The sequence below is a fragment of the Candidatus Allofournierella excrementavium genome, assembly GCF_048526665.1.
GTDB classification, from domain to species: domain Bacteria; phylum Bacillota; class Clostridia; order Oscillospirales; family Ruminococcaceae; genus Allofournierella_A; species Allofournierella_A excrementavium.
Genome location: NZ_DBGFPE010000023.1, coordinates 25,367 through 44,921, shown reverse-complemented (window position 1 = coordinate 44,921; position 19,555 = coordinate 25,367). Strand labels below are relative to the sequence as shown.

Sequence of the window (19,555 nt, the reverse complement as noted above, 5' to 3'; positions counted from 1 at the left end):
CCACTTTCGATGCGGTGTCCCTTTCTTTCCCATTTTTCTACCTCCTTTTCTTCATCTTACCACGAAAAAAGTAGACACCCACACTTTTGTGAGTGTCTACTTTCAGTTTACAGGTGCACCCGCAGAAATGCGGGGGCCGGCTTCGTTTATCGTTCGGATGCGGACGTTGAATGGATGCGCCCTGCCTTACTTCGTCTCTTTCGCGAAGTTGTCGAAGTAACCCTGGATGAAGATGATGGGGGTGCCCTTGTCGCCGGAGCCGCTGGTCAGGTCGCACAGGCTGCCGATCAGGTCGGTCAGGCGGCGGGGGGTGGTGCCCTGGCTGGCCATCTGGCCCTTCAGGTCGGCGTCCTTGTGGTTGATGCTGTCCTTGATGGCGGCGGTCAGCGCCTCGCCGGACAGGTCGGCGAAGTCGTTATCCGCCAGATACTTCAGCTTCAGCTCGTTGGGCTGGCCTTCCAGGCCGGAGGTGTAGGCGGGGCTGACCACAGGGTCAGCCAGCTCCCAAATCTTGCCCACGGGGTCCTTGAAAGCGCCGTCGCCGTAGACCATGGCCTCGATCTGCTTGCCGGTGGCCTTGCGCAGGCTGTCGGCCAGCGCGTCCACAAAGGTCTGGCAGTCGCGGGGGAAGAGCTTCACGCTCTCCTCGGTGGCCTTGTTGGAGCCCAGCAGGCCGAACTGCTCGTTGCAGCCGCTGCCGTTCACCGGGGCGGTCATGATGTCGCTGAGCAGCAGCACCTTCTCGGCGCCCGCGGCCTCCAGGCGGCGCTTGGAGCGGAAACGGCTGTGGATGTCGCAGCACAGCACGTTCTTGGTGTAGGGCAGGATGGCCCGTACGTCGTTGGCGAAGACGAACTCCACCTCGCAGCCCTGGCTGCGGAACAGTTCGCCGTAGTACTCCACGTAGTCCACGCCGGTGAAGGGATGCTTCACATAGCCGAACAGCTCGCGGTACTTCTCTTCGCTGAGCACGTCGCTCCAGGGGTTCACGCCCTTTTCGTCCAGCAGGTCCTCGTCGAACAGGTGGTTGCCCACCTCGTCGGAGGGGTAGCTCATCAGGATATAGGCCTTTTTGAAGGCGCGGGCGATGCCCTTGAGGCAGATAGCGATGCGGTTGCGGCTCAGAATGGGGAAGGTCAGGCCGATGGTGTCGGCGCCGAATTTGGCGGCGCAGTCGGCGGCGATGGCGTCCACGCTGGCGTAATTGCCCTGGCTGCGGGCTACCACGGCCTCGGTCACGGCCACGATGTCCTTGTCCTGAAATTCGATGTTCTGCTCCTTGCCGCAGGCAAGGATGGCGTCGGTGACGATTTTGACCAGGTCGTCGCCCTCCCGGATGACCGGGCAGCGCACGCCGCGGGATGTAGTGCCGACAGTTCGCATAATTCAGTTCTCCTTTACCCTTTCGATCTGCGCCCGGTCCTGTGGCCCGCCGGCCTGCCGGGAAAAAAGTCCGTACCTATTATATAGGAAACGCCCGGTGAAATGCAAGGGAACAAACTGCCCAAAGCGCCGGATTTGGCCGAAGCGGGCGCTTTTTTCACGCTTTTTACCCGCCGCCGCCCGCCGGCGAAGCGGTGAAATGTAAAAAACATGTTAAATAACGGCTTGCGCCCGGGCGGTTTTGTGCTATGATAGGACACGGACGTTATTTCTGAATGAAAACGAATGTGTGAGAAAGAAGGCGCATCGGTTTGGCTGGCAGCTATGAGATGAACATGACCAGCGGCCCGCTTTTGGGCAAGATCCTGACCTTTTCCTTCCCTTTGATGTGCTCGGGCGTTTTGCAGCTGCTGTTCAACGCGGCGGACATCATCGTGGTCGGCCGGTATACCGGCCATACGGCGCTGGCGGCGGTGGGTTCCACCTCGGCGCTCATCAACCTGATCGTCAACCTGTTCGTGGGCCTTTCGGTGGGCGCGAATGTGCTCATCGCCCGCAGCTACGGCGCAAAGAACATGGACGCGGTGCACAAGGGCGTGCACACCGCCATGCTCACCGCGGTGGTAGGCGGCGTGTTCCTGATCTTTGTGGGCGTGGCGGCCTCCCGCCCCATGCTGAGCCTGATGGGCACCCCGGACGACGTGATCGACCAGGCCGCCCTCTACCTGCGCATCTACTTCGTGGGCGCGCCCAGCCTGCTGGTCTACAACTTCGGCGCGGCTATCCTGCGGGCGGTGGGCGACACCCGGCGGCCCCTCTACTTCCTCACCCTGGCGGGCATCATCAATGTGGTGCTGAACTTGGTGTTTGTCATCGTGTTCTCCCTGGGCGTGGCGGGCGTGGCCCTGGCCACCATCATCAGCCAGACAGTTTCCGCCTATCTCGTCGTGGTCTGCCTGCGGCACAACACCGGCGCGTTCCGGCTGGTGCTGCACGAGCTTCGCATCGACCCGGCGCAGTTCCGGGAAATTTTGCGCATCGGGGTGCCTGCCGGCGTGCAGGGCATGGTGTTCAGCCTGTCCAACGTGCTTATCCAGTCCTCGGTGAACAGCTTCGGCTCGTCGGTGATGGCGGGCAACACCGCCGCCTCCAACATCGAGGGCTTCGTCTATACCTGCATGAACGCCGTCTCCCAGACATCCATGAGCTTTGTGAGCCAGAACGTGGGCGCCCGCCGCTTCGCCCGGGTGGACAAGGTGGTGGCGCAGTGCATGATGCTCTCGGCGGCGGTGGGCATCGGCCTTGGAGCCAGCGCCTATCTGGCAGGCCGCTGGCTGCTGACCATCTACACCTCCGACGCCCAGGTCATCACCTACGGCCTCTACCGCATGAGCGTGGTCTGCACCACCTACTTCCTTTGCGGCTGGATGGACTGCCTGGCCTGCAGCGTCCGCGGCCTGGGCGCGTCGGTGCTGCCCATGGTGGTGTCCATCGTCGGCGCCTGCCTGCTGCGCATCGTCTGGGTGATGACCATCTTTCAGTGGGAGCGCACCCAGCTCTGCCTGTACATCTCCTACCCGGTGTCCTGGGGGCTGACGGCGGCGGTGCACCTCATCTGCTTCCTCATCCTGCGCAAAAAGGTGCGCACGCAGACCCCCGAAGAACCGGCTGCGGCAGCGGCCTGAACTCTGAAGCGAAGAAAGGCCCCCGGCTTTCAAAAAGCCGGGGGCCTTTTTCTGCGGAAATGAGAGCTCACTCCCCGATCTGCACTTCCACGCCGTTCACCTGCACGCCTTCCTCGGCGCGGATGAGGATGTAGCGCACCCCGTCGATGACCCGGGTCTCCACCAGGTCGCCCCGCTCGGGGTTCACCTGGATGGTCACGTCGGGGCAGCGCAGTTCCAGGTGCTTGGTGTCCACCAGATTCTTGGGGGGAAGGGCCGCCTCGGGGCCGAAGTCCTCCTCAAAGCGCTGCTCGAAGGCCTCCACACGGGCGTCCTCCACGCCGCATTCCTCCAGCACGCGGGCGGCGGCGTGCTTGTCCAGCAGCAGGGGCTGGGGCTCGCCGCTCTCCTTGTGCTCGGCGATCATGCTGCACAGCTGTTCCTGCACCGACTGCACCACCTGGCAGCTGCACTCCTCGCCCAGCGCCTCGGTGAGGATGGCGTCGAAGGTCTCCTTCTGGGCCTCGGCGGGCATGGGCAGCGGGGCGGCAAAGATGCGGTCGGTGAAGGCGGTGTGGCTGTGGGAGGTGTCCTTGGTGTAGTAGAGCGCACCGTAGAGGTTGGTGGAGCGGTCGTCGAAGGCGGGGAAGAGGAAGCCCATCTCCGGGGCGCTCACCAGCCAGTCCACATCCCGGCTGCGGAAGAGGTTTTCGTAGACGAAGTAGCTCAGCGCGGGCTTGGTCATCTTCACCGGGCAGACGCTGCACAGGATGCCGGTGTACATCTCTTCGCTGCCGTCCTCGGTGCGCTGGCCGTCCTTGGAAAAGCCGGGCACGTCGTAGGCGTCGCAGGTGAGCAGGATGAGATAGTTGCCCTCCACATCGATGGTCTCGATGGCCCGGGCAAAGAACTCCTCCCGGGCGGCCTCGTCCTGCAGGCGGGAGTTTCGCAGGGCCATCAGCAGGGCGTGCTCGTCGCCCGCATTGCCCGCCACCTGGGCGGTGGTGAAGGTGATGTCCAGCAGGTTGCGGCCCAGCGTGCCCGAGAGGGTGCGGCGCAGGATGGCCAGGAATTTGTCCGCCTCCTCCTGGCCGGAGAGGGTGAGGGACTGGTCGAACCGGGCCACGATCTGGCGCTCCTCGTTCACATAGCAGCCCACCACATGGGAGATGTTGGACTTGTCTTGGCGGTAGCGGCGGCGGATTTCGGCGATCTCTTTTTCGTTCATGGGGATGTGTTCCTTTCTTATTGGTAAGGGCGCGGGGCCCGGGTCATTCGTCGGAAGGCTCCATGGAGCCCTCCAGCAGGGTGAACAGCCGCTTGAGAGGCGGCGTCAGAGAGCCGGTGCGGTAGAGCGCACCGAAGGAGAGAGGCTGGAACTGGGGCATCGGGATGTAGCGCAGGCCCGGCAGGCGCGTCCCCGGCAGGTCCGGCAGCAGGGTGAAGGCGTAGCCCGACTCCACCAGGGTGCAGGCAATTTCCAGGCTGTCGCAGTAGAGGATGCGGTCCGGACCTCGGCCGGCCATCGCGTAGCTGAACACCTCCAGAAAGGGCGGGGAATACAAGGGCGGCGGGCAGCTGGCGATGCGCCCGCCCACGGCGTTCAGCTGCTCCACGGTCAGCTGCTCATACCCTGCCAGCGGGTGGTCCGGCGTGCAGACGCAGACCACGGGGCAGTCCGCCAGATGGCGTCGGCTCAGCTTGGGACCGGATTCCCGCTGCATGGTGAAGATGGCCTGCACGTCCTCCTCTTCCAGAAGGTTGTCCAGCGAGGCGGAGGGCACCTGCCGCAGCACCGGCATCAGCTGGGGCGTTTCCTGCCGCAGCACCGCCAGCGCCGGCTGCAGAGCCCGCAGCACCAGAAAGTTGCGGCACCCCAGGCCCAGCCGCTGGGGCAGTTCCTCCCGCCACTGGCGCATCCGCGCCCGGGAAATGCCCGTCAGCCTCAATATCTCCCGGGCGTACTGGCCGAACTGGTGCCCCGCCTGGGTCAGCCGCACGTTCTTGCTGGTGCGGTGGAACAGCTTGACCTCCAGTTCCGCCTCCAGGGTGTTGATCTGGTGGCTCACCGCCGGCTGGGTGATGTGCAGCTCCTGGGCCGCCCGGGAAAAGTTCAGGTGATTGGCCACCGCAAGGAAACATTCCAGCTGTGTCGTATTCAACAAAAACCCCTCCCCGTTTTTGAGGATTTTTTATTGTATGCGTAAATGCAATAAAATCTCTTTATAGATGATAACACATTTGAATTTCCCTTGCAAGAAAAGCTGTGCTATAAAATGATAAGGCAGTGAACAGTTTTCACCCTAACTGATTCGAACGAGAGGCGAGAAGCATGGAAGTGGACCGCAGGAGCCTGGCGCTGCAGAACCGCCAGATCAGCATCCGCATGGAGCAGCTCACCGACCGAATGGTGGAGCGCACGGGGCTTTCCACAGCGCAGGCGCATCTTCTGATGCGCATTCTGCGCTATGGGCCGGAGGGCACTACCCTCACCGAGCTGCACCGGCAGTGCGGCTATTCCATGGCGGCGCTGAGCAACATTCTCAAACGGCTGCGCATGGGCGGCTATGTGCGTGCGGAGACCACCGAAGCCGACAACCGCTGCAAGCGGCTGTTCGCCACCGAAAAGGCCGAGCAGGTGCGGGCCACGCTGGACCGGGCGCTGCAGAGCAGCTGCGAGGCGGCCTTTGAGGGGTTCACCGAGGGGGAACTGTGTCAACTTGAGGCGATGCAAAAGCGCCTTTTGCAAAACCTGGCAAGTCCAGGCAATGTTTGAAGGGAGTGGATACAATGAAGCAAGTGATCGGCCAACTCAAGCAATACAAAAAGCCGACTTATCTGTGCATCCTGATGGCTGCGCTGGAAGTGATCATGGAGATCCTGCTGCCGTTCGTCACCGCCCGCATCGTGGACGAAGGGCTGGAGGCCGCCAACATCAGCGCGGTCTACCGCTACGGCGCCATCATGGTGGTGCTGGCCTTTTTGGGCCTGGTCTTCGGCGCGGCGGCGGGCAAATTTGCCTCCACGGCGGCGTCCGGCCTGTCGGCCAACCTGCGCCAGGGGCTGTATGACAACATCCAGACGTTCTCTTTTTCCAACATCGACAAGTTCAGCGTGCCCGGCCTTGTGACCCGCATGACCACCGATGTGACCAACATCCAGAACGCCTTCATGATGATTATCCGCGTTGCGGTGCGCGCGCCGCTGATGTTTGTTTTCAGCTTTGCCATGTGCGTGTACATCAGCCCCAGGCTCAGTGCCACCTTCCTCATCGCGGTGGTGTTCCTGGTGGTGGTGCTGGGCAGCATCATGGTGGTCACCCTGCGCATCTTCGACGAGGTGTTCCACAAGTACGACGAGCTGAACGCCAGCGTGCAGGAGAACGTTTCCGCCATCCGCGTGGTCAAGGCCTTTGTGCGGGAAGCCTATGAGAACCAGAAGTTCTCCAAAGCCTCCGAGAACATCCGCAAGATGTTCGTCAAGGCCGAGGGCCTGCTGGCCTTCAACAACCCCGCCATGATGACCGCCGTCTACTTCTGCATCATCATGGTCAGCTGGCTGGGCGCTCAGTTCATCGTGGCGGGCGATCTGTCCACCGGCGATCTGACCAGCCTGTTCAGCTACATCATGAGCCTGCTGATGAGCCTGATGATGCTCTCCATGGTGGTGGTGATGATCTCCATCTCCCTGGCCAGCATCCACCGTGTGGGCGAGGTGCTGCGGGAGACCCCCGACCTTGCCGAGCCCGAGGACCCCATCACCGTCATCCCCGACGGCAGCATCGACTTTGACAACGTGAACTTCTCCTACAAGCACGGCAGCGGCAAGAACGCTCTGTCCGGCATCGACCTGCACATCCGTTCCGGCGAGACCATCGGCGTCATCGGCGGCACCGGCAGTGGTAAGAGCAGCCTTGTGAACCTCATCTGCCGGCTTTACGACGTGGACGAGGGCTGCGTCAAGGTGGGCGGCGTGGACGTGCGCCGCTACGACATGGAGGCCCTGCGCGACCAGGTGGCCGTGGTGCTGCAAAAGAACACCCTGTTCAGCGGCACTATCCTGGAAAACCTGCGCTGGGGCGACCCCAACGCCACCGAGGCCGAGTGCGTGGAGGCCTGCAAGGCGGCCTGCGCCGACGAGTTCATCGACCGCATGCCCGACGGCTACAACACCCGCATCGAGCGGGGCGGCAACAACGTCTCCGGCGGCCAGAAGCAGCGTTTGTGCATCGCCCGGGCGCTGCTGAAAAAGCCCAAGGTGCTGATTCTGGACGACTCCACCAGCGCGGTGGACACCGCCACCGACGCGAAGATCCGCGCCGCCTTTGAAAAGAAAATTCCCGGCACCACCAAGATCATCATCGCCCAGCGCGTTTCCAGCGTGGAGCACGCCGACCGCATCCTGGTGCTGGACAACGGCCGCATTAACGGCTTCGACACCCACGAAAACCTGCTCAAGTCCAACGCCATCTACCAGGAGATCTACGAGTCTCAGGTCAAGGGCGGCGGCGACTTCGACCAGCCCGCGTGAAAGGAGGGGGAGAGAATATGAATCCGAAAATGTCGCGTCCCGCGGACCCCGTCGCGGTGCTGAAGCGGGTCATCCGTTATATGCTGCACTACTACAAGGCGCCCTTTGCGCTGGTGGTGCTGTGCATCCTCATCAATGCCGGCGCCAGCGTGCTGGCGGCCACCTTCCCCCAGACCCTGGTGGACGATTACATCATGCCCATGATCGCCAGCGGCTCCACTGATTTCAGCGGCCTTGCCGCCCAGATCCTGCGCCTTGTGGTCATCATGGCCCTGGGCGTGGTGGCGGCTTTCAGCTACAACCGCATCATGGTCAGCATCAGCCAGGGCACCATGTGCCGGCTGCGCGATGAGCTGTTCCACAACATGGAAGCGCTGCCCATCAAGTATTTTGACACCCATGCCCATGGCGACATCATGTCCGTCTACACCAACGACATTGACACGCTGCGCCAGATGCTGGGCCAGTCCACGCCGCAGATCATCAACTCCTCCATCACCATGGTGGCCACGCTGGTGACCATGATCGTCATCAACCCGGTGCTCACCATCATCTCCATCGTCACCGCCATCGTGATGCTGGTGGTCACCAAGAACTTCTCCCGCATCTCCGGCAAATACTACATGCGCCAGCAGCGGGACCTGGGCGTGGTGGACGGCTTCATCGAGGAGATGCTGGACGGCCAGAAGGTGGTCAAGGTGTTCTGCCACGAGGAGGCCGCCAAGGCGGACTTCGCCAAGGTCAACGAGTCCCTGCGTGAAAGCGCGGACATGGCCAACCGTTACGCCAACCTGCTGATGCCCATCAACGCCAACATCGGCTGGCTGAGCTACGCCCTGGTTGCCATCGTGGGCGCTGTGCTGGGCATCAACGGCCTGGCGGGCGTGACCCTGGGCACCGTGGTCACCTTTGTGGGCCTGAACAAGAGCTTCACCCAGCCCATCACCCAGGTGAGCCAGCAGGCGAACTTCGTGGTCACCGCCGCCGCCGGCGCCCAGCGTGTGTTCGACCTGATGGACCAGAAGCATGAGACCGACGAGGGCTATGTGGAACTGGTGAACGCCAAGGAGAACGCCGACGGCCAGATGGAGGAAGTGGCCGAGCGCACCAATGTGTGGGCCTGGAAGCATCCCCATCACGACGGCACCACCACCTACACCAGGCTGGAGGGCAGCGTGGTGTTCGAGGACGTGGACTTCGGCTACGACGAGAACAAGCTGGTGCTCCACGACGTGAGCCTGTGGGCGAAGCCCGGCCAGAAAATTGCCTTCGTGGGCGCCACCGGCGCGGGCAAGACCACCATCACCAACCTTATCAACCGCTTCTACGACATCGCCGACGGCAAAATTCGCTACGACGGCATCAACATCGGCAAAATCAAAAAGCCGGACCTGCGCCGCAGCCTGGGCATCGTTCTGCAGGACACCCACCTCTTCACCGGCACCGTGATGGACAACATCCGCTACGGCCGGCTGGACGCCACCGATGAGGAGTGCATGGCCGCGGCAAAGCTGGCCAATGCCGACGGCTTCATCCGCCGCTTGCCGGACGGCTACAACACCATGCTCACCGGCGACGGCGCGAACCTTTCCCAGGGCCAGCGGCAGCTGCTGGCCATCGCCCGCGCGGCGGTGGCGGACCCGCCGGTGCTAATCCTGGACGAGGCCACCTCTTCCATCGACACCCGCACCGAGGCGCTGGTGCAGAGCGGCATGGACGCGCTGATGTACGGGCGCACCACCTTCGTCATCGCCCACCGCCTGTCCACCGTGCGCAACGCCGACTGCATCATGGTGCTGGAGCAAGGCCGCATCATCGAGCGCGGCACCCACGACGAGCTCATCGAAAAGAAGGGCAAATACTACCAGCTCTACACCGGCAACTTCGCCGAGGAGCCGGCGTAAAAAAAACAACGGACCGCACAAGCGCCCCCGCCCGGCGACCCCGCCGGACGGGGGCGCTGCCGTTTGCCCGGCCTTGACAGCCGGGAGAACAAAGGGTAAACTGAATATAAATTTACAACAATAAAACGGGAGGGAGAAAGGATGGGCGAGATCAAAATTTTCGACTCGGAGCTGTTGCTGATGGAATACCTGTGGGAACACGGGCCCTGCATCGCCGCGGACCTGGCCGAGGAGTTCCTGAAACGGTACAACTGGAAAAAGAGCACCACCTACATCGTCCTCAAGCGCCTGGAAGGCAAGGGCGCCATCTCCCGGGAGTATCCCAAGTATCTGGTGACGCCCATCGTCACCCGGCAGCAGGTGCAGAGCGCCGAGACCAACACCCTGGTGGACCGGATGTTCGGCGGCAGCTTTGCAAGCCTGTTCGCAAACTTTCTGAACTCGGACCAGCTCTCGGAAAAAACGCTGGACGAACTGCAAGCATTGATCGACGAAAAACGCAGCAAAAACTGAAAGGCGGAGCGGCAAAACGGCCGTGAAGCGGTTCCTTCGCCCCGGCGGAGGAGGGCCTGACTACCGTGAAGGGAGCGGAAGGCCTTATGGGCTCTTTCCCCGGATCCGGCTCCGGTGCCGGCCGGCAAAGGACCATTGACCGCGTGCACAAAAACGAACCGCGCCCCCTTCGGCAAACGGGCCGAAGGGGGCGCGGTCTTTTTGTTCGTTCCGAAAAACTCACGCCAGCCGGTGGCGTTCCAGCCAGGGGGTGAGGGTGGGTTTGCCATCGCGGATGTGCTTTGCCCGCACCGTGAACACCGCCAGCGTGAGCAGGGTGAACACCAGGGCCCACGCCGCCAGGTACACGGCGCAGCCGCTCACGTCCTGCCCGGCGCAGATGGCGCTGCGGAAGGCCTTGACGGTGTAGGTGAAGGGTACCCAGTCGTGGAGGTATTTCACGAAGGAGCCGGAGATCTCCAGCGGGTAGGTGCCCACCGAACCGGCCAGCTGCACCACCATGAACACCAGCATCAAGAAGCTGCCGATGCGGCCCAGCAGGCTGGTGAAGAAGTACATCACCGACATGAAGGTCACCGACGCGAGGCAGGCGATGAGCAGGGTCTGGCCCATCCGCGCGGGAGCGAAGCCGTCCAGCGCGTGGAGCGCGCCCACCATCACCACCGCCTGCAGCAGCGCCACAGGGTAGAGCACAGAGGCCTTGCTCAGCCACCAGGCCGCACCGCTCTTCATCTCGCCCTGATACTCGGTGAGGGGATACATCAGGCTGAAGGCGATGCACCCCACCCACAGCGCCACCGACATCATGTAGGGGGCCATGGCGTGGCCGTTGTCCGGCACTTCGGTGAGCTTGGCCTCTTCGGCGCTCACCGGGGCGGCGATCATCTCGGCCACCTCGTCGCCGGTATTGGTCTCGGCAATTTGCTGCGCGCCGTCCGAAAGAGAAGCGCCCAGCGTGGAGGAGCCTTCCTTCAGCTGGTCCAGGCCGTCGGTCAACTCGCCGCTGCCCTCATAGAGCTTGGAAGCGCCGTCGCCGATCTGGGCCGCGCCGCTGGCCAGAGCCGCCGCGCCGCTGTTCAGCGCCGCGCTGTTCTTTTGCAGCTCGCCGGTGCCGTCCGCCAGCTGGCCGGCGCCCTTTTGCAGTTCGCCCACGCCGGTCTGCAGCCGGGTGAGCCCGTCGGTGAGGGCGGGCAGCTTGGCGGAAAGGTCGCCCAGCCCGGTCTGCAGCGCCGCGCTGCCTCCGGCCAGCTTTTCCAGGCCGCCGCTCAGATCCTGCGCGCCCTGACGCACCACGCTGGTGCCCTCCTGCTGCAGCTTCTGACCGCCCTGGGCCGCCAGGTCGATGCCCTGCACCAGCTGGGGAGCCTGCTGGGCCAGGGCGGCGGTGCCCTGCTGCAAGGTGGCAAGGCCGCCGGTCAGTTCGGCGGACTTGCCCGCCATCTGCCCGAGACCCTCCGCCAGGGCGGGCAGGCCGGTGCTCTCGTCGTTCAGCGCCGCGGCCCCGGCGGCTGCCGTGTCCACCCCGGCGGTGTAGGCGCCAAGGTTCTGCTGCAAACTGCCCGCGGCCTGCTGCAGCCGGGTCAGCACAGCGGCGGTCTCTGGGGGAAGGCTCTGAGCCTGGGCCGTAAGGGCCTCCAGCCCCTGGGCCAGGGCCGCGGCGCCTTCGTTCAGGGCGGCGGAATTGGCCGTCAGGGCCTGCAGGCCGCTGTTCAGCTGGGCCGCGCCCTCCCGGGCGGCGGCCGCCCCGGCGGAGGCGCTCTCCAGACCCGCCTGCAGGGCTGCCGCGCCCGACTGGGCTTGCTGTGCCCCTGCGTCCAGCGCCGCCGCACTGTCCGGCAGAGCGGCGGTCTGGGCCTGCAGCTGGGCAAGGCCGCTGTTCAGTTCGGTGAGTTTGTCGTCCACCTGGGCGGCTCCGGCGGCAAGGGTGTCGCCGCCCGCCTTGGCGCTGTCCACGCCGGTGGCCAGGTCCTGAACGCCTTTGCTCAGCTTGCCCGCGCCCTCGGTCAGCGCGGGGGCCGCGTCGCCCAGCTGCCCGGCGCCCTGGGCCAGCTGGCCCGCTCCCTCTTTCAACTTGGCCGCGCCCTGAGCCGCCGCGTCCACACCGGCGGTGTACTTGGCAAGGCCCTCGGTGAGCTCGGTGCTGCCATTGCGGAAGGTGAGGGTGCTGTCCGCCAGGAGTTTGAGGTTATCCCGGATGGTCTGGCCGCCCTCGGCCAGATCGGATGCGCCCTCTTCCAGTTTTGCCGCGCCGTCGGCCCCTTCCTGCAGCCCGTCGCCGATGTTCGCCAGCTGTTCCAGCATGGTCTCGGCGTAGGTCTGGGTCACGCTCTCCCGCACCTCGGCCTCGATTTTGGCCATGGCGCTCTCGCCCAGCTTGGAGGCGATGTAGTTGGTGCCGGGGTTGGTCTCATAGCCCAGCTCCATGGCCTTGGGGGACGGGTCGGTGACGGTGGCCGCGTTGGCGGAAAAGTCCTTTGGGATGGTGATGACCATGTAATAGGTCCCGTCCGCAAGGCCCTTTTGGGCGTCGTCCGCGTCCACAAAATGAAAATCGAGGGAGCCATCCTCCCGCAGGTTGTCGGCCAGCTCGCTGCCGACGGACAGCGTCTCGCCGTTGTATTCCACCGGCTGGTCCTCGTTCACCACCGCCACCGGCAGACGGTCCACACTGCCGTAGGGGTCCCACATGGACCCGAGAAACAGCGTGGTGTAGATGGTGGGGATGGCCACCACGGCCACCATCACCACCAGCATGATCCAGTTGCTCCGCAGAGCTTTCCATTCGTTTTTCAGCATGACCTGAAATTTCGCACCCTTTCCTGTGCAGTCTCGCGAAAAGCAACACGGCGTTGATTTTGCATCGCACTATTGCTTTTTCCGTGAGGAGAATTATACTGAAAGAGAGAAAAACACTCAACCGTTGATTTTTCGCCCAAATGGCGTTTAATCAACACAGTGGCGAGAAACTGTTGAACATTCAAAAAAGATTTACAATTTGCCCGGCGGGCAGAAAAGGAGAGGCCATGGACGAAACAAAGGACCGGCGCATCCGGCGCACCCGCCGGCAGATACGGCGGGCGCTGGCGCAGCTGATGCAGCAAAAGAGCGCCAGCGAGATAACGGTGAAGGAACTGGTGGACCTGGCGGACATCAACCGCTCCACCTTCTATCTTCACTACAACGACATCTTCGACCTGCTGGCGGCAGTGGAACAGGAGCTGTTCGACGAGATACACGCGGCGGTGCACATCCACCCGGTGAGCTCCTTCGAGCAGGAGGGCCTTGCCTTCATCGAGGAGGTCTTTTCCATCCTCTACGACAATCAGGAGATATGCGCCGCCCTGGTGGGCCCCCACGGGGACATGGCCTTTCTGCACCGCATCGAGCGGATGATGGAGGAGAACGTGCTGCAAAAGCTGCGGGAGGATTTTCCCGAGCGGCGCAGCAGCATCGACTACGGCTTTGCCTTCTGCACCACCGGCGCGGTGGGCCTCATCAAGCACTGGCTGGCGGGCGGCTGCGCCGAACCGCCCCGGGAGATGACGCGGCTGACCTATCGCATGATACACAACATGATGACCCATGGCCTTGCCCGCCCTGTGAGCGAGGACTGAACGCACAAAGGGAAAACGCCCCGCGAAGCCGCCAAAGACGGCCCCGCGGGGCGTTTTTCAGAATGGGGGAGAAGAATATATCACTCCGCGCGCGCCATCGCCTGGCGGAAGTCGCGGGTGTCGGAGAAGATCTCGTTTTTGTAGGGGTTCTTTTTCTGCTGCACGGCGCGCTTGATGATGATGGCCAGCACGATGACGTTGGCGGCCAGCGCCAGAATGGCGATCACGCCCTGCATGGTGGGGTCGGCGGCGGTGGGCCGCACGGTGGGGTCCATCACGCCGTCGGCGTAGAGCACCGGCAGGGTGCTGAACACGCTGGCGTCCTGGAACAGGGGGAACACCTGGGCGAACATGCACCACAGGGCCAGGGTGTTGGCCCGGTTCTGGATCCAGCCGCCCTTGTTCCACAGCGCGTTGGCAAAGGTGGGGGCCAGCAGCAGGGCCAGGCCGCAGTACCAGGCGTGGGTGGGCAGGTTGTTATAGGTGTACTCGAAGTTCCACAAATCGTAGGCGATGATGTAAAGGATGGTCATGTCCGGCCAGAGCATGTCGTCGTGCTTTTTGGAGGTGTAGATGCCCCACCAGCCGGTCATGCACAGGATGTTCAGGATGCCGGCGATGCCGTTCACCCAGTTCCACCAGCCGCCGTAGAGCCAGACGTTCTCGCTGGACAGCCACCACCGCTCGCCGGTGGCGGCCAGGGCCATGGCGCCCCGGATGCCGGACTCAAAATCGCTGCCCACGGCGATGAGGATGTTGATGGCCACGATGACGAAGGGGAAGGCCTTGAACCAGTGGGTCTTGCCCACGCCCCACTTGTATTTCAGCATCATGAAGCCGATGCACCCGGCGGTGGCGGCGTAGAGCTTGGCGTAGTGGAACCAGCTGTTCATGTGGGTGTAGGTGGGATTGTTCAGCGCCCACTCGGCCCCCATGGCCGCGCCCACATAGATGGAGATGAAGTAGACCGTCAGCCCGGCGGGCAGAATGAGAAAGCAGAAGATGCCGCCCTGGGGCGTGCGGCGGGCCACCTCGTTGGCCAGCACCAGCCCCGCGAACACCAGCAGCCAGCCCAGCAGCTGCCAACCGGCGGTCTCGCCGTAGATTTGAAACAACATGATGATTCCTCCTTGTCGATAAACGACATAAATTTACAAATTGTAATTGAAAATGGCCCTCAAAGGGGCGGCTCGTCCGGCACCGCGATGTCCCGGATGAGCATTTCGTTGCCCTGCACAAGGTGGGTCTGCCCGCTGCCGCAGGCGGGGCAGGTGCGCCCGTGCTCCAAGGTGGCGTACACATGGCCGCAGGCTTCGCACAAGGTGCGGGCGGGGATGGTCTCCACCCGTAATTCCGCCCCGTCCAGCATCTCCGAACGGGCAGCGGCCCACTTCCAGCAGTCCTGGAGGTAGTCGCCCACCACGCCGGACACCTCGCCCAGTTCCAGCGTCACGGCCTTCACCCGTTTCACGCCGTTTTCCCGCCCGGCGGCCTCCACCGTTTTGATGATGTGGAATACGATGCCCAGTTCGTGCATGGCGCTCAGCCTTTCTTGCCGAATTTCAGCCGCAGGCCCCGCTTGACCATGTAGGGCAGGATGGCCTTGAACTTGTCCTCGGTGCGCACCATGGTGCTGCACTCGGGCAGGTCGCGGGAGAGGTGGATGGCGTCAAACTCGCACTTGGTGGTGCAGATGCCGCAGCCGATGCACTTGTTCGGGTCCACCACCGACGCGCCGCAGCCAAGGCAGCGGACGGTCTCGGTCTTCACCTGCTCCTCGGTGAGGGTGCCGTGGGTGTCCCGGAAGGAGAGGCCCGGCGCGGGGGCCGCGGCCTCCTGGCGGGCGGCGCTGTCGTAGCCGGTGAGGAAGAGGTTGTCTTTATCCAGCTGGATAAAGTCCCGCCGGTTGCGGCCGATGGTGAGGCTGGTGTCCGGCTGGACGAAGCGGTGGATGGACACCGCGCCCTCCTTGCCGGCGGCAATGGCCTCGATGGCAAAGCCGGGGCCGGTGTACACGTCGCCGCCCACGAACACGTCGGGCTGGGCGGTCTGGTAGGTGAGCGCGTCCGCCGCGGCGCGCCCGCCGCCGGCCAGCTCCACCTTGCTGCCTTCCAGAAGGTTGCCCCAGAGGATGCTCTGGCCGATGCTCAGGATGACCTGCTCGCAGGCCACGGTCATGGTGTCGGCCTCGTTGTAAACGGGAGCGAAGCGGCCCTCGGCGTTCAGCACCGAGAGGCAACGCTTGAACATCACGCCGGTGACTTTGCCGTTCTCGGTGAGAATTTCCTTCGGGCCCCAGCCGCAGTGCAGCTGCACCTGCTCGGCCTGGGCCTCCGCCACTTCCTCCGGGTCGGCGGGCATGGCGTCCTTGGCCTCCAGGCAGAACATGGAAACTTCTTCCGCGCCGCAGCGGCGGGCGCTGCGGGCCGCGTCGATGGCCACGTTGCCGCCGCCGATGACCACGGTGCGCTTTGCCGCCGGGGTGTGCTCGTTCTCCGCCACCGCGTGCAGGAAGTCCACCGCGGTGAACACGCCCTCGGCATCCTCGCCGGGCACGCCGGCCTTGCGTCCACCCTGGCAGCCGATGGCGATGTAGAAGGCCTTGTAGCCTTCGGCCCGCAGCTGATCCAGGGTCACGTCTTTGCCCACTTCCACGCCGCAGCGGATGTCCACGCCCATGGCGCGGATGACCTCGATTTCCGCCTCCACCACGTCTTTTTCCAGCTTGTAGGAGGGGATGCCGTACACCAGCATGCCGCCGGGCCGGGCGTTCTTCTCGAACACGGTGGGCGTGTAGCCCTTTTCCGCCAGATAGAAGGCGCAGGAAAGGCCCGCGGGGCCCGCGCCGATGATGGCGATTTTCTCGCTGAAACCCTCGCCGGTGCTGGCGGGCACGACGGGCGGGATGTAGCGGGTGGCGGCGTCCAGGTCCTTCTGGGCGATGAATTTCTTTACCGCGTCGATGGCCACGGCGGAGTCCACGCTGCCGCGGGTGCAGGCGTCCTCACAGCGGCGGTTGCATACCCGGCCGCAGACGGCGGGGAAGGGGTTCTCCTTCTTGATGAGGGCCAGCGCCTCGGTGTAGCGCCCCTGGGCCGCCATCTTCAGATAGCCCTGCACCGCGATGTGGGCGGGGCAGGCGGTCTTGCAGGGGGCGGTGCCGGTGTCGTGGCAGTTGACGCGGTTTTTGTCCCGGTAGTCCACCGTCCATTTCTCCGGGCCCCAGGGGGTCACAGCGGGGTCCTCCATCCGGGGGTACTCCACAGGCCCGTCCTTGGTGCACAGCTTCTGGCCCAGCTTCACCGCGCCCGCGGGGCAGAACTCCACACAGCGCCCGCAGGCCACGCAGTTCTCGGTGGTCACGTGGGCCACATAGGCCGAGCGGCCCAGGTTGGGGGTGTTGAACATCTGGCTCAGCCGCAGCGCGTTGCAGACGTTCACGTTGCAGTTGCAGATGGCGAAGATCTTGTTCTCGCCATCGATGTTGGTGATCTGGTGCACGAAGCCGTTGTCCTCGGCCCGCTTCAGGATGCGCAGCACCTCGTCGTAGTCCACATAGTGGCCCTTTTTGGTCTCCACCAGATAGTCCGCCATGTCGCCCACGCCGATGCACCAGTCCTCCGGGTCGTCGCCGCAGCCCTCGCCCAGCTTTGCCCGGCTCATGCGGCAGCTGCAGGGGCTGGCGGCGTACTTGCCGTCGTACTTTTTCAGCCAGTGGCTGATGTGCTCGATGTCCACCGACTGGTTCTCGGTCTCGATGGCCTTCTCCACCGGGATGACGTGCATGCCGATGCCCGCGCCCCCGGGGGGCACCATGGCGGGGATGTGCTCCAGCGGCAGAAAGGTCATCCGCTCAAAGAAGGCGGTCACCTCCGGGTGCTCCTCAATTTGGTGCTTCTGCATGTTGAAGAACTCGGCGCTGCCCGGCACGAACATAGGCAGAACGTACTGCTTTTCGTGCCGCTCGTTCTCCCAGTTGTACTCCAGCAGGCCGATGTAGCTCATCTGATAGAGCAGCGGTTCCAATTCCTCGGCGCTCCTGCCGGTGGCCTTCACCAGCTGGGGCAGCGTCATGGGCTTGCGGACCTCCATCTTGAGGGCCACGTCCGCCATCTCGTCGGTCACAAGGCCCGCCAGACCCCAGTATTCCGGGTCGTCGCCGGTCACGCCCTTCAATTTGGCGGGGATGCGGTCGGTGATTTTCCGCCCCAGTTTCAAAATCTTCTCCCGGGGCTGTTCGTCCCGGGGAATCTCAAAGGACAGCTTGCTCTCGTCCAGGGGAAAATGGGTCTCACTCATGGCCGTTCTCCTTTTTCGTTTCTTCGCCCCGCCAGGCGCGCACTTCCCGGCGCAGCCAGCCGTACCAGGCGTCCATCCCCTCGCCGGTGGCGGCGCAGATGGGGATGACCTGGGCCTTGGGGTTGCGCATCTTCACATACTCGGTGCATTTTTCCAGGTCAAAGTTGAAGTAGGGCAGAACGTCCATCTTGTTCACCAGCACCACGTCGCACACCTGGAACATCAGCGGGTACTTCAGGGGTTTGTCGTGTCCTTCGGGCACGGACAAAATCATGGCGTTCTTCACTGCGCCGGTGTCGAACTCGGCAGGGCAGACCAGATTGCCCACATTCTCCAGAATGGCCAGTTCCACGTCCCCGGTGCCCAGGCCCTCCAGGCCCTGGCGGGTCATGCCCGCGTCCAGGTGGCACATGCCGCCGGTGTGCAGCTGAATGGCCTTTGCACCCGCCGCCGAGATGGTGCGGGCGTCCACGTCCGAGTCGATGTCCGCCTCCATCACGCCGATTTTCATTTCGTCTTTCAGCGCCTCGATGGTGCGGGTCAGGGTGGTGGTCTTGCCCGAGCCGGGGCTGGACATCAGGTTCAGAAGGAACACGCCCTTCTCCTTCAGTTCCGCCCGCAGTTTCGCCGCCTCCTCGTCGTTGGAGGCAAACACGCTCTGGCGAATCTCAAGAATTTTAAAGGATTCCAATTCTCTCACACTCCATGGGTCATATCGGTGGTCGGGCCAGAAAGAAAGCCCGGCCCGGGCTGAACGTTAAAAGAATAACATTATCCTGCAAAGAAGGTCAATAGATGCCGATTTTTTCGGAGTTCTGCGCAAAATTCAGCCTTGGCGTTCAGCCATTTGCATGGTAAAATAAGGGTGTGGTATCTGGTATGACCAATACGAGGAGGAAGACACAGTGGAATTTGAAAAACTCTCGGCCCCCAGTCTGAAGGATTTGTTCGTCAAGCAGATACAGGGGATGATCCTTTCGGGAGAGCTGGCCCAGGGCACGGCGCTGCCCCCCGAGCGGGAACTGGCCCGCCAGATGCAGGTGAGCCGGGCGGTGGTGAACGGCGGCCTGGCGGAGCTTGCGGCGCAAGGATTTGTGGAAATACGCCCCCGCCAGGGCACCTTTGTGGCGGACTACCGGCGCAACGGAAACCTGAGCACCCTCATCGCAATCATGGAGTACAACGGCGGCACCCTGGGGCGGGAGGAGATACGCTCCATCCTGGAGGTGCGCCGGGCGCTGGAACAGCTGGCGGTGGGGCTTATCCTGCGCAACGCCACCGACGAGGACATCGACCGCCTGGGCGACCTTGTGGCCCACATCGCCGGGGCCCAGACGCCCCAGCAGGCGGCGGAGCGTGCTTTTGAATTCCAGCATGAGCTGGCCCTCATCAGCGGCAACAGCATCCTGCCATTGTTCTATTACTCCTTCCGCGCGCCGGTCATGGTGTTGTGGGTGCGCTTTTGCCGCCGCTACGGCATTGAGGCCCTCTGCCGCAACACCGAGCTTCTCTACACCCATCTGAAAAACCGGGACGAGCACCAGCTGCGCCGCTGGATCGAGACCTATCTGGGGGAGGCCATCGAAGGTTGCCAGCAAATTTACAACGAGTGACTTTGCAGTTTTGCAATGATTCCGGCGCGGTGCGG

General features: G+C 63.5%; 15 protein-coding genes. 7 read left to right on the top strand and 8 right to left on the bottom strand.

Annotated features, from left to right (window positions below; genetic code table 11):
* Nucleotides 1-186: 186 nt before the first annotated feature.
* Nucleotides 187-1,386 (bottom strand): coenzyme F420-0:L-glutamate ligase, encoded by a 1,200-nt coding sequence (locus tag ACMI1Q_RS06680; protein WP_419503212.1) that lies wholly within the window; start codon nucleotides 1,384-1,386, stop codon nucleotides 187-189.
* Nucleotides 1,387-1,694: 308 nt separating this feature from the next.
* Between ACMI1Q_RS06680 and ACMI1Q_RS06675 the strand changes: the two genes are divergently transcribed.
* Nucleotides 1,695-3,068: an MATE family efflux transporter gene (locus ACMI1Q_RS06675; RefSeq protein WP_419503210.1), complete on the top strand. Its 1,374-nt coding sequence runs from the start codon at nucleotides 1,695-1,697 to the stop codon at nucleotides 3,066-3,068.
* Nucleotides 3,069-3,135: 67 nt separating this feature from the next.
* Here the strand turns inward: ACMI1Q_RS06675 and ACMI1Q_RS06670 are convergent, their stop codons facing one another.
* Together ACMI1Q_RS06670 and ACMI1Q_RS06665 are read right to left on the bottom strand one after the other, a co-directional pair.
* A complete protein-coding gene (locus tag ACMI1Q_RS06670) occupies nucleotides 3,136-4,275 on the bottom strand; it encodes a DUF4317 domain-containing protein (protein ID WP_419503209.1) in 1,140 nt (379 codons plus the stop codon).
* Between the two features lie 43 nt (nucleotides 4,276-4,318).
* Nucleotides 4,319-5,209, bottom strand: a complete 891-nt coding sequence (locus ACMI1Q_RS06665) for a LysR family transcriptional regulator (protein WP_419503208.1) — start codon at nucleotides 5,207-5,209, stop codon at nucleotides 4,319-4,321.
* 170 nt (nucleotides 5,210-5,379) lie between these two features.
* Here ACMI1Q_RS06665 and ACMI1Q_RS06660 point away from each other — a divergent pair, with 170 nt between their 5' ends.
* The 4 genes from ACMI1Q_RS06660 to ACMI1Q_RS06645 all read left to right on the top strand — a co-directional run bounded on the left by ACMI1Q_RS06660 (nucleotide 5,380) and on the right by ACMI1Q_RS06645 (nucleotide 9,994).
* On the top strand, nucleotides 5,380-5,823 hold the full coding sequence (locus tag ACMI1Q_RS06660) for a MarR family winged helix-turn-helix transcriptional regulator (RefSeq protein WP_394980062.1): 444 nt from the start codon (nucleotides 5,380-5,382) through the stop codon (nucleotides 5,821-5,823).
* A 14-nt stretch (nucleotides 5,824-5,837) separates the two neighbouring features.
* A complete protein-coding gene (locus ACMI1Q_RS06655) occupies nucleotides 5,838-7,577 on the top strand; it encodes an ABC transporter ATP-binding protein (RefSeq protein WP_394980063.1) in 1,740 nt (579 codons plus the stop codon).
* A 17-nt stretch (nucleotides 7,578-7,594) separates the two neighbouring features.
* Nucleotides 7,595-9,481 carry an ABC transporter ATP-binding protein gene (locus tag ACMI1Q_RS06650; RefSeq protein ID WP_394980064.1) on the top strand — a complete coding sequence of 629 codons (1,887 nt, stop codon included), beginning with the start codon at nucleotides 7,595-7,597 and terminating at the stop codon, nucleotides 9,479-9,481.
* Between the two features lie 141 nt (nucleotides 9,482-9,622).
* Nucleotides 9,623-9,994, top strand: coding sequence for a BlaI/MecI/CopY family transcriptional regulator (locus ACMI1Q_RS06645; RefSeq protein WP_394980066.1), 372 nt, complete (start codon nucleotides 9,623-9,625; stop codon nucleotides 9,992-9,994).
* A gap of 219 nt (nucleotides 9,995-10,213) precedes the next feature.
* Here the strand turns inward: ACMI1Q_RS06645 and ACMI1Q_RS06640 are convergent, their stop codons facing one another.
* Nucleotides 10,214-12,790: a YhgE/Pip family protein gene (locus ACMI1Q_RS06640; protein WP_419503207.1), complete on the bottom strand. Its 2,577-nt coding sequence runs from the start codon at nucleotides 12,788-12,790 to the stop codon at nucleotides 10,214-10,216.
* A gap of 227 nt (nucleotides 12,791-13,017) precedes the next feature.
* Here ACMI1Q_RS06640 and ACMI1Q_RS06635 point away from each other — a divergent pair, with 227 nt between their 5' ends.
* Complete coding sequence (locus ACMI1Q_RS06635; protein WP_419503206.1) at nucleotides 13,018-13,608, top strand: TetR-like C-terminal domain-containing protein; 591 nt, start codon at nucleotides 13,018-13,020, stop codon at nucleotides 13,606-13,608.
* Nucleotides 13,609-13,688: 80 nt separating this feature from the next.
* Here the strand turns inward: ACMI1Q_RS06635 and ACMI1Q_RS06630 are convergent, their stop codons facing one another.
* The 4 genes from ACMI1Q_RS06630 to hypB are packed head-to-tail and all read right to left on the bottom strand — an operon-like array spanning nucleotide 13,689 to nucleotide 18,598.
* Nucleotides 13,689-14,726: a DUF5692 family protein gene (locus tag ACMI1Q_RS06630; RefSeq protein WP_177521729.1), complete on the bottom strand. Its 1,038-nt coding sequence runs from the start codon at nucleotides 14,724-14,726 to the stop codon at nucleotides 13,689-13,691.
* A 59-nt stretch (nucleotides 14,727-14,785) separates the two neighbouring features.
* Nucleotides 14,786-15,145, bottom strand: coding sequence for a hydrogenase maturation nickel metallochaperone HypA (locus tag ACMI1Q_RS06625; protein WP_330058362.1), 360 nt, complete (start codon nucleotides 15,143-15,145; stop codon nucleotides 14,786-14,788).
* Nucleotides 15,146-15,150: 5 nt separating this feature from the next.
* Nucleotides 15,151-17,907: an FAD-dependent oxidoreductase gene (locus ACMI1Q_RS06620; RefSeq protein WP_419503205.1), complete on the bottom strand. Its 2,757-nt coding sequence runs from the start codon at nucleotides 17,905-17,907 to the stop codon at nucleotides 15,151-15,153.
* Nucleotides 17,900-18,598, bottom strand: a complete 699-nt coding sequence (gene hypB, locus ACMI1Q_RS06615) for a hydrogenase nickel incorporation protein HypB (RefSeq protein WP_419503211.1) — start codon at nucleotides 18,596-18,598, stop codon at nucleotides 17,900-17,902. Before hypB ends, ACMI1Q_RS06620 begins: the two co-directional genes overlap by 8 nt.
* A 214-nt stretch (nucleotides 18,599-18,812) precedes the next feature.
* Here hypB and ACMI1Q_RS06610 point away from each other — a divergent pair, with 214 nt between their 5' ends.
* Nucleotides 18,813-19,520: a FadR/GntR family transcriptional regulator gene (locus ACMI1Q_RS06610; RefSeq protein WP_419503204.1), complete on the top strand. Its 708-nt coding sequence runs from the start codon at nucleotides 18,813-18,815 to the stop codon at nucleotides 19,518-19,520.
* Nucleotides 19,521-19,555: the final 35 nt, after the last annotated feature.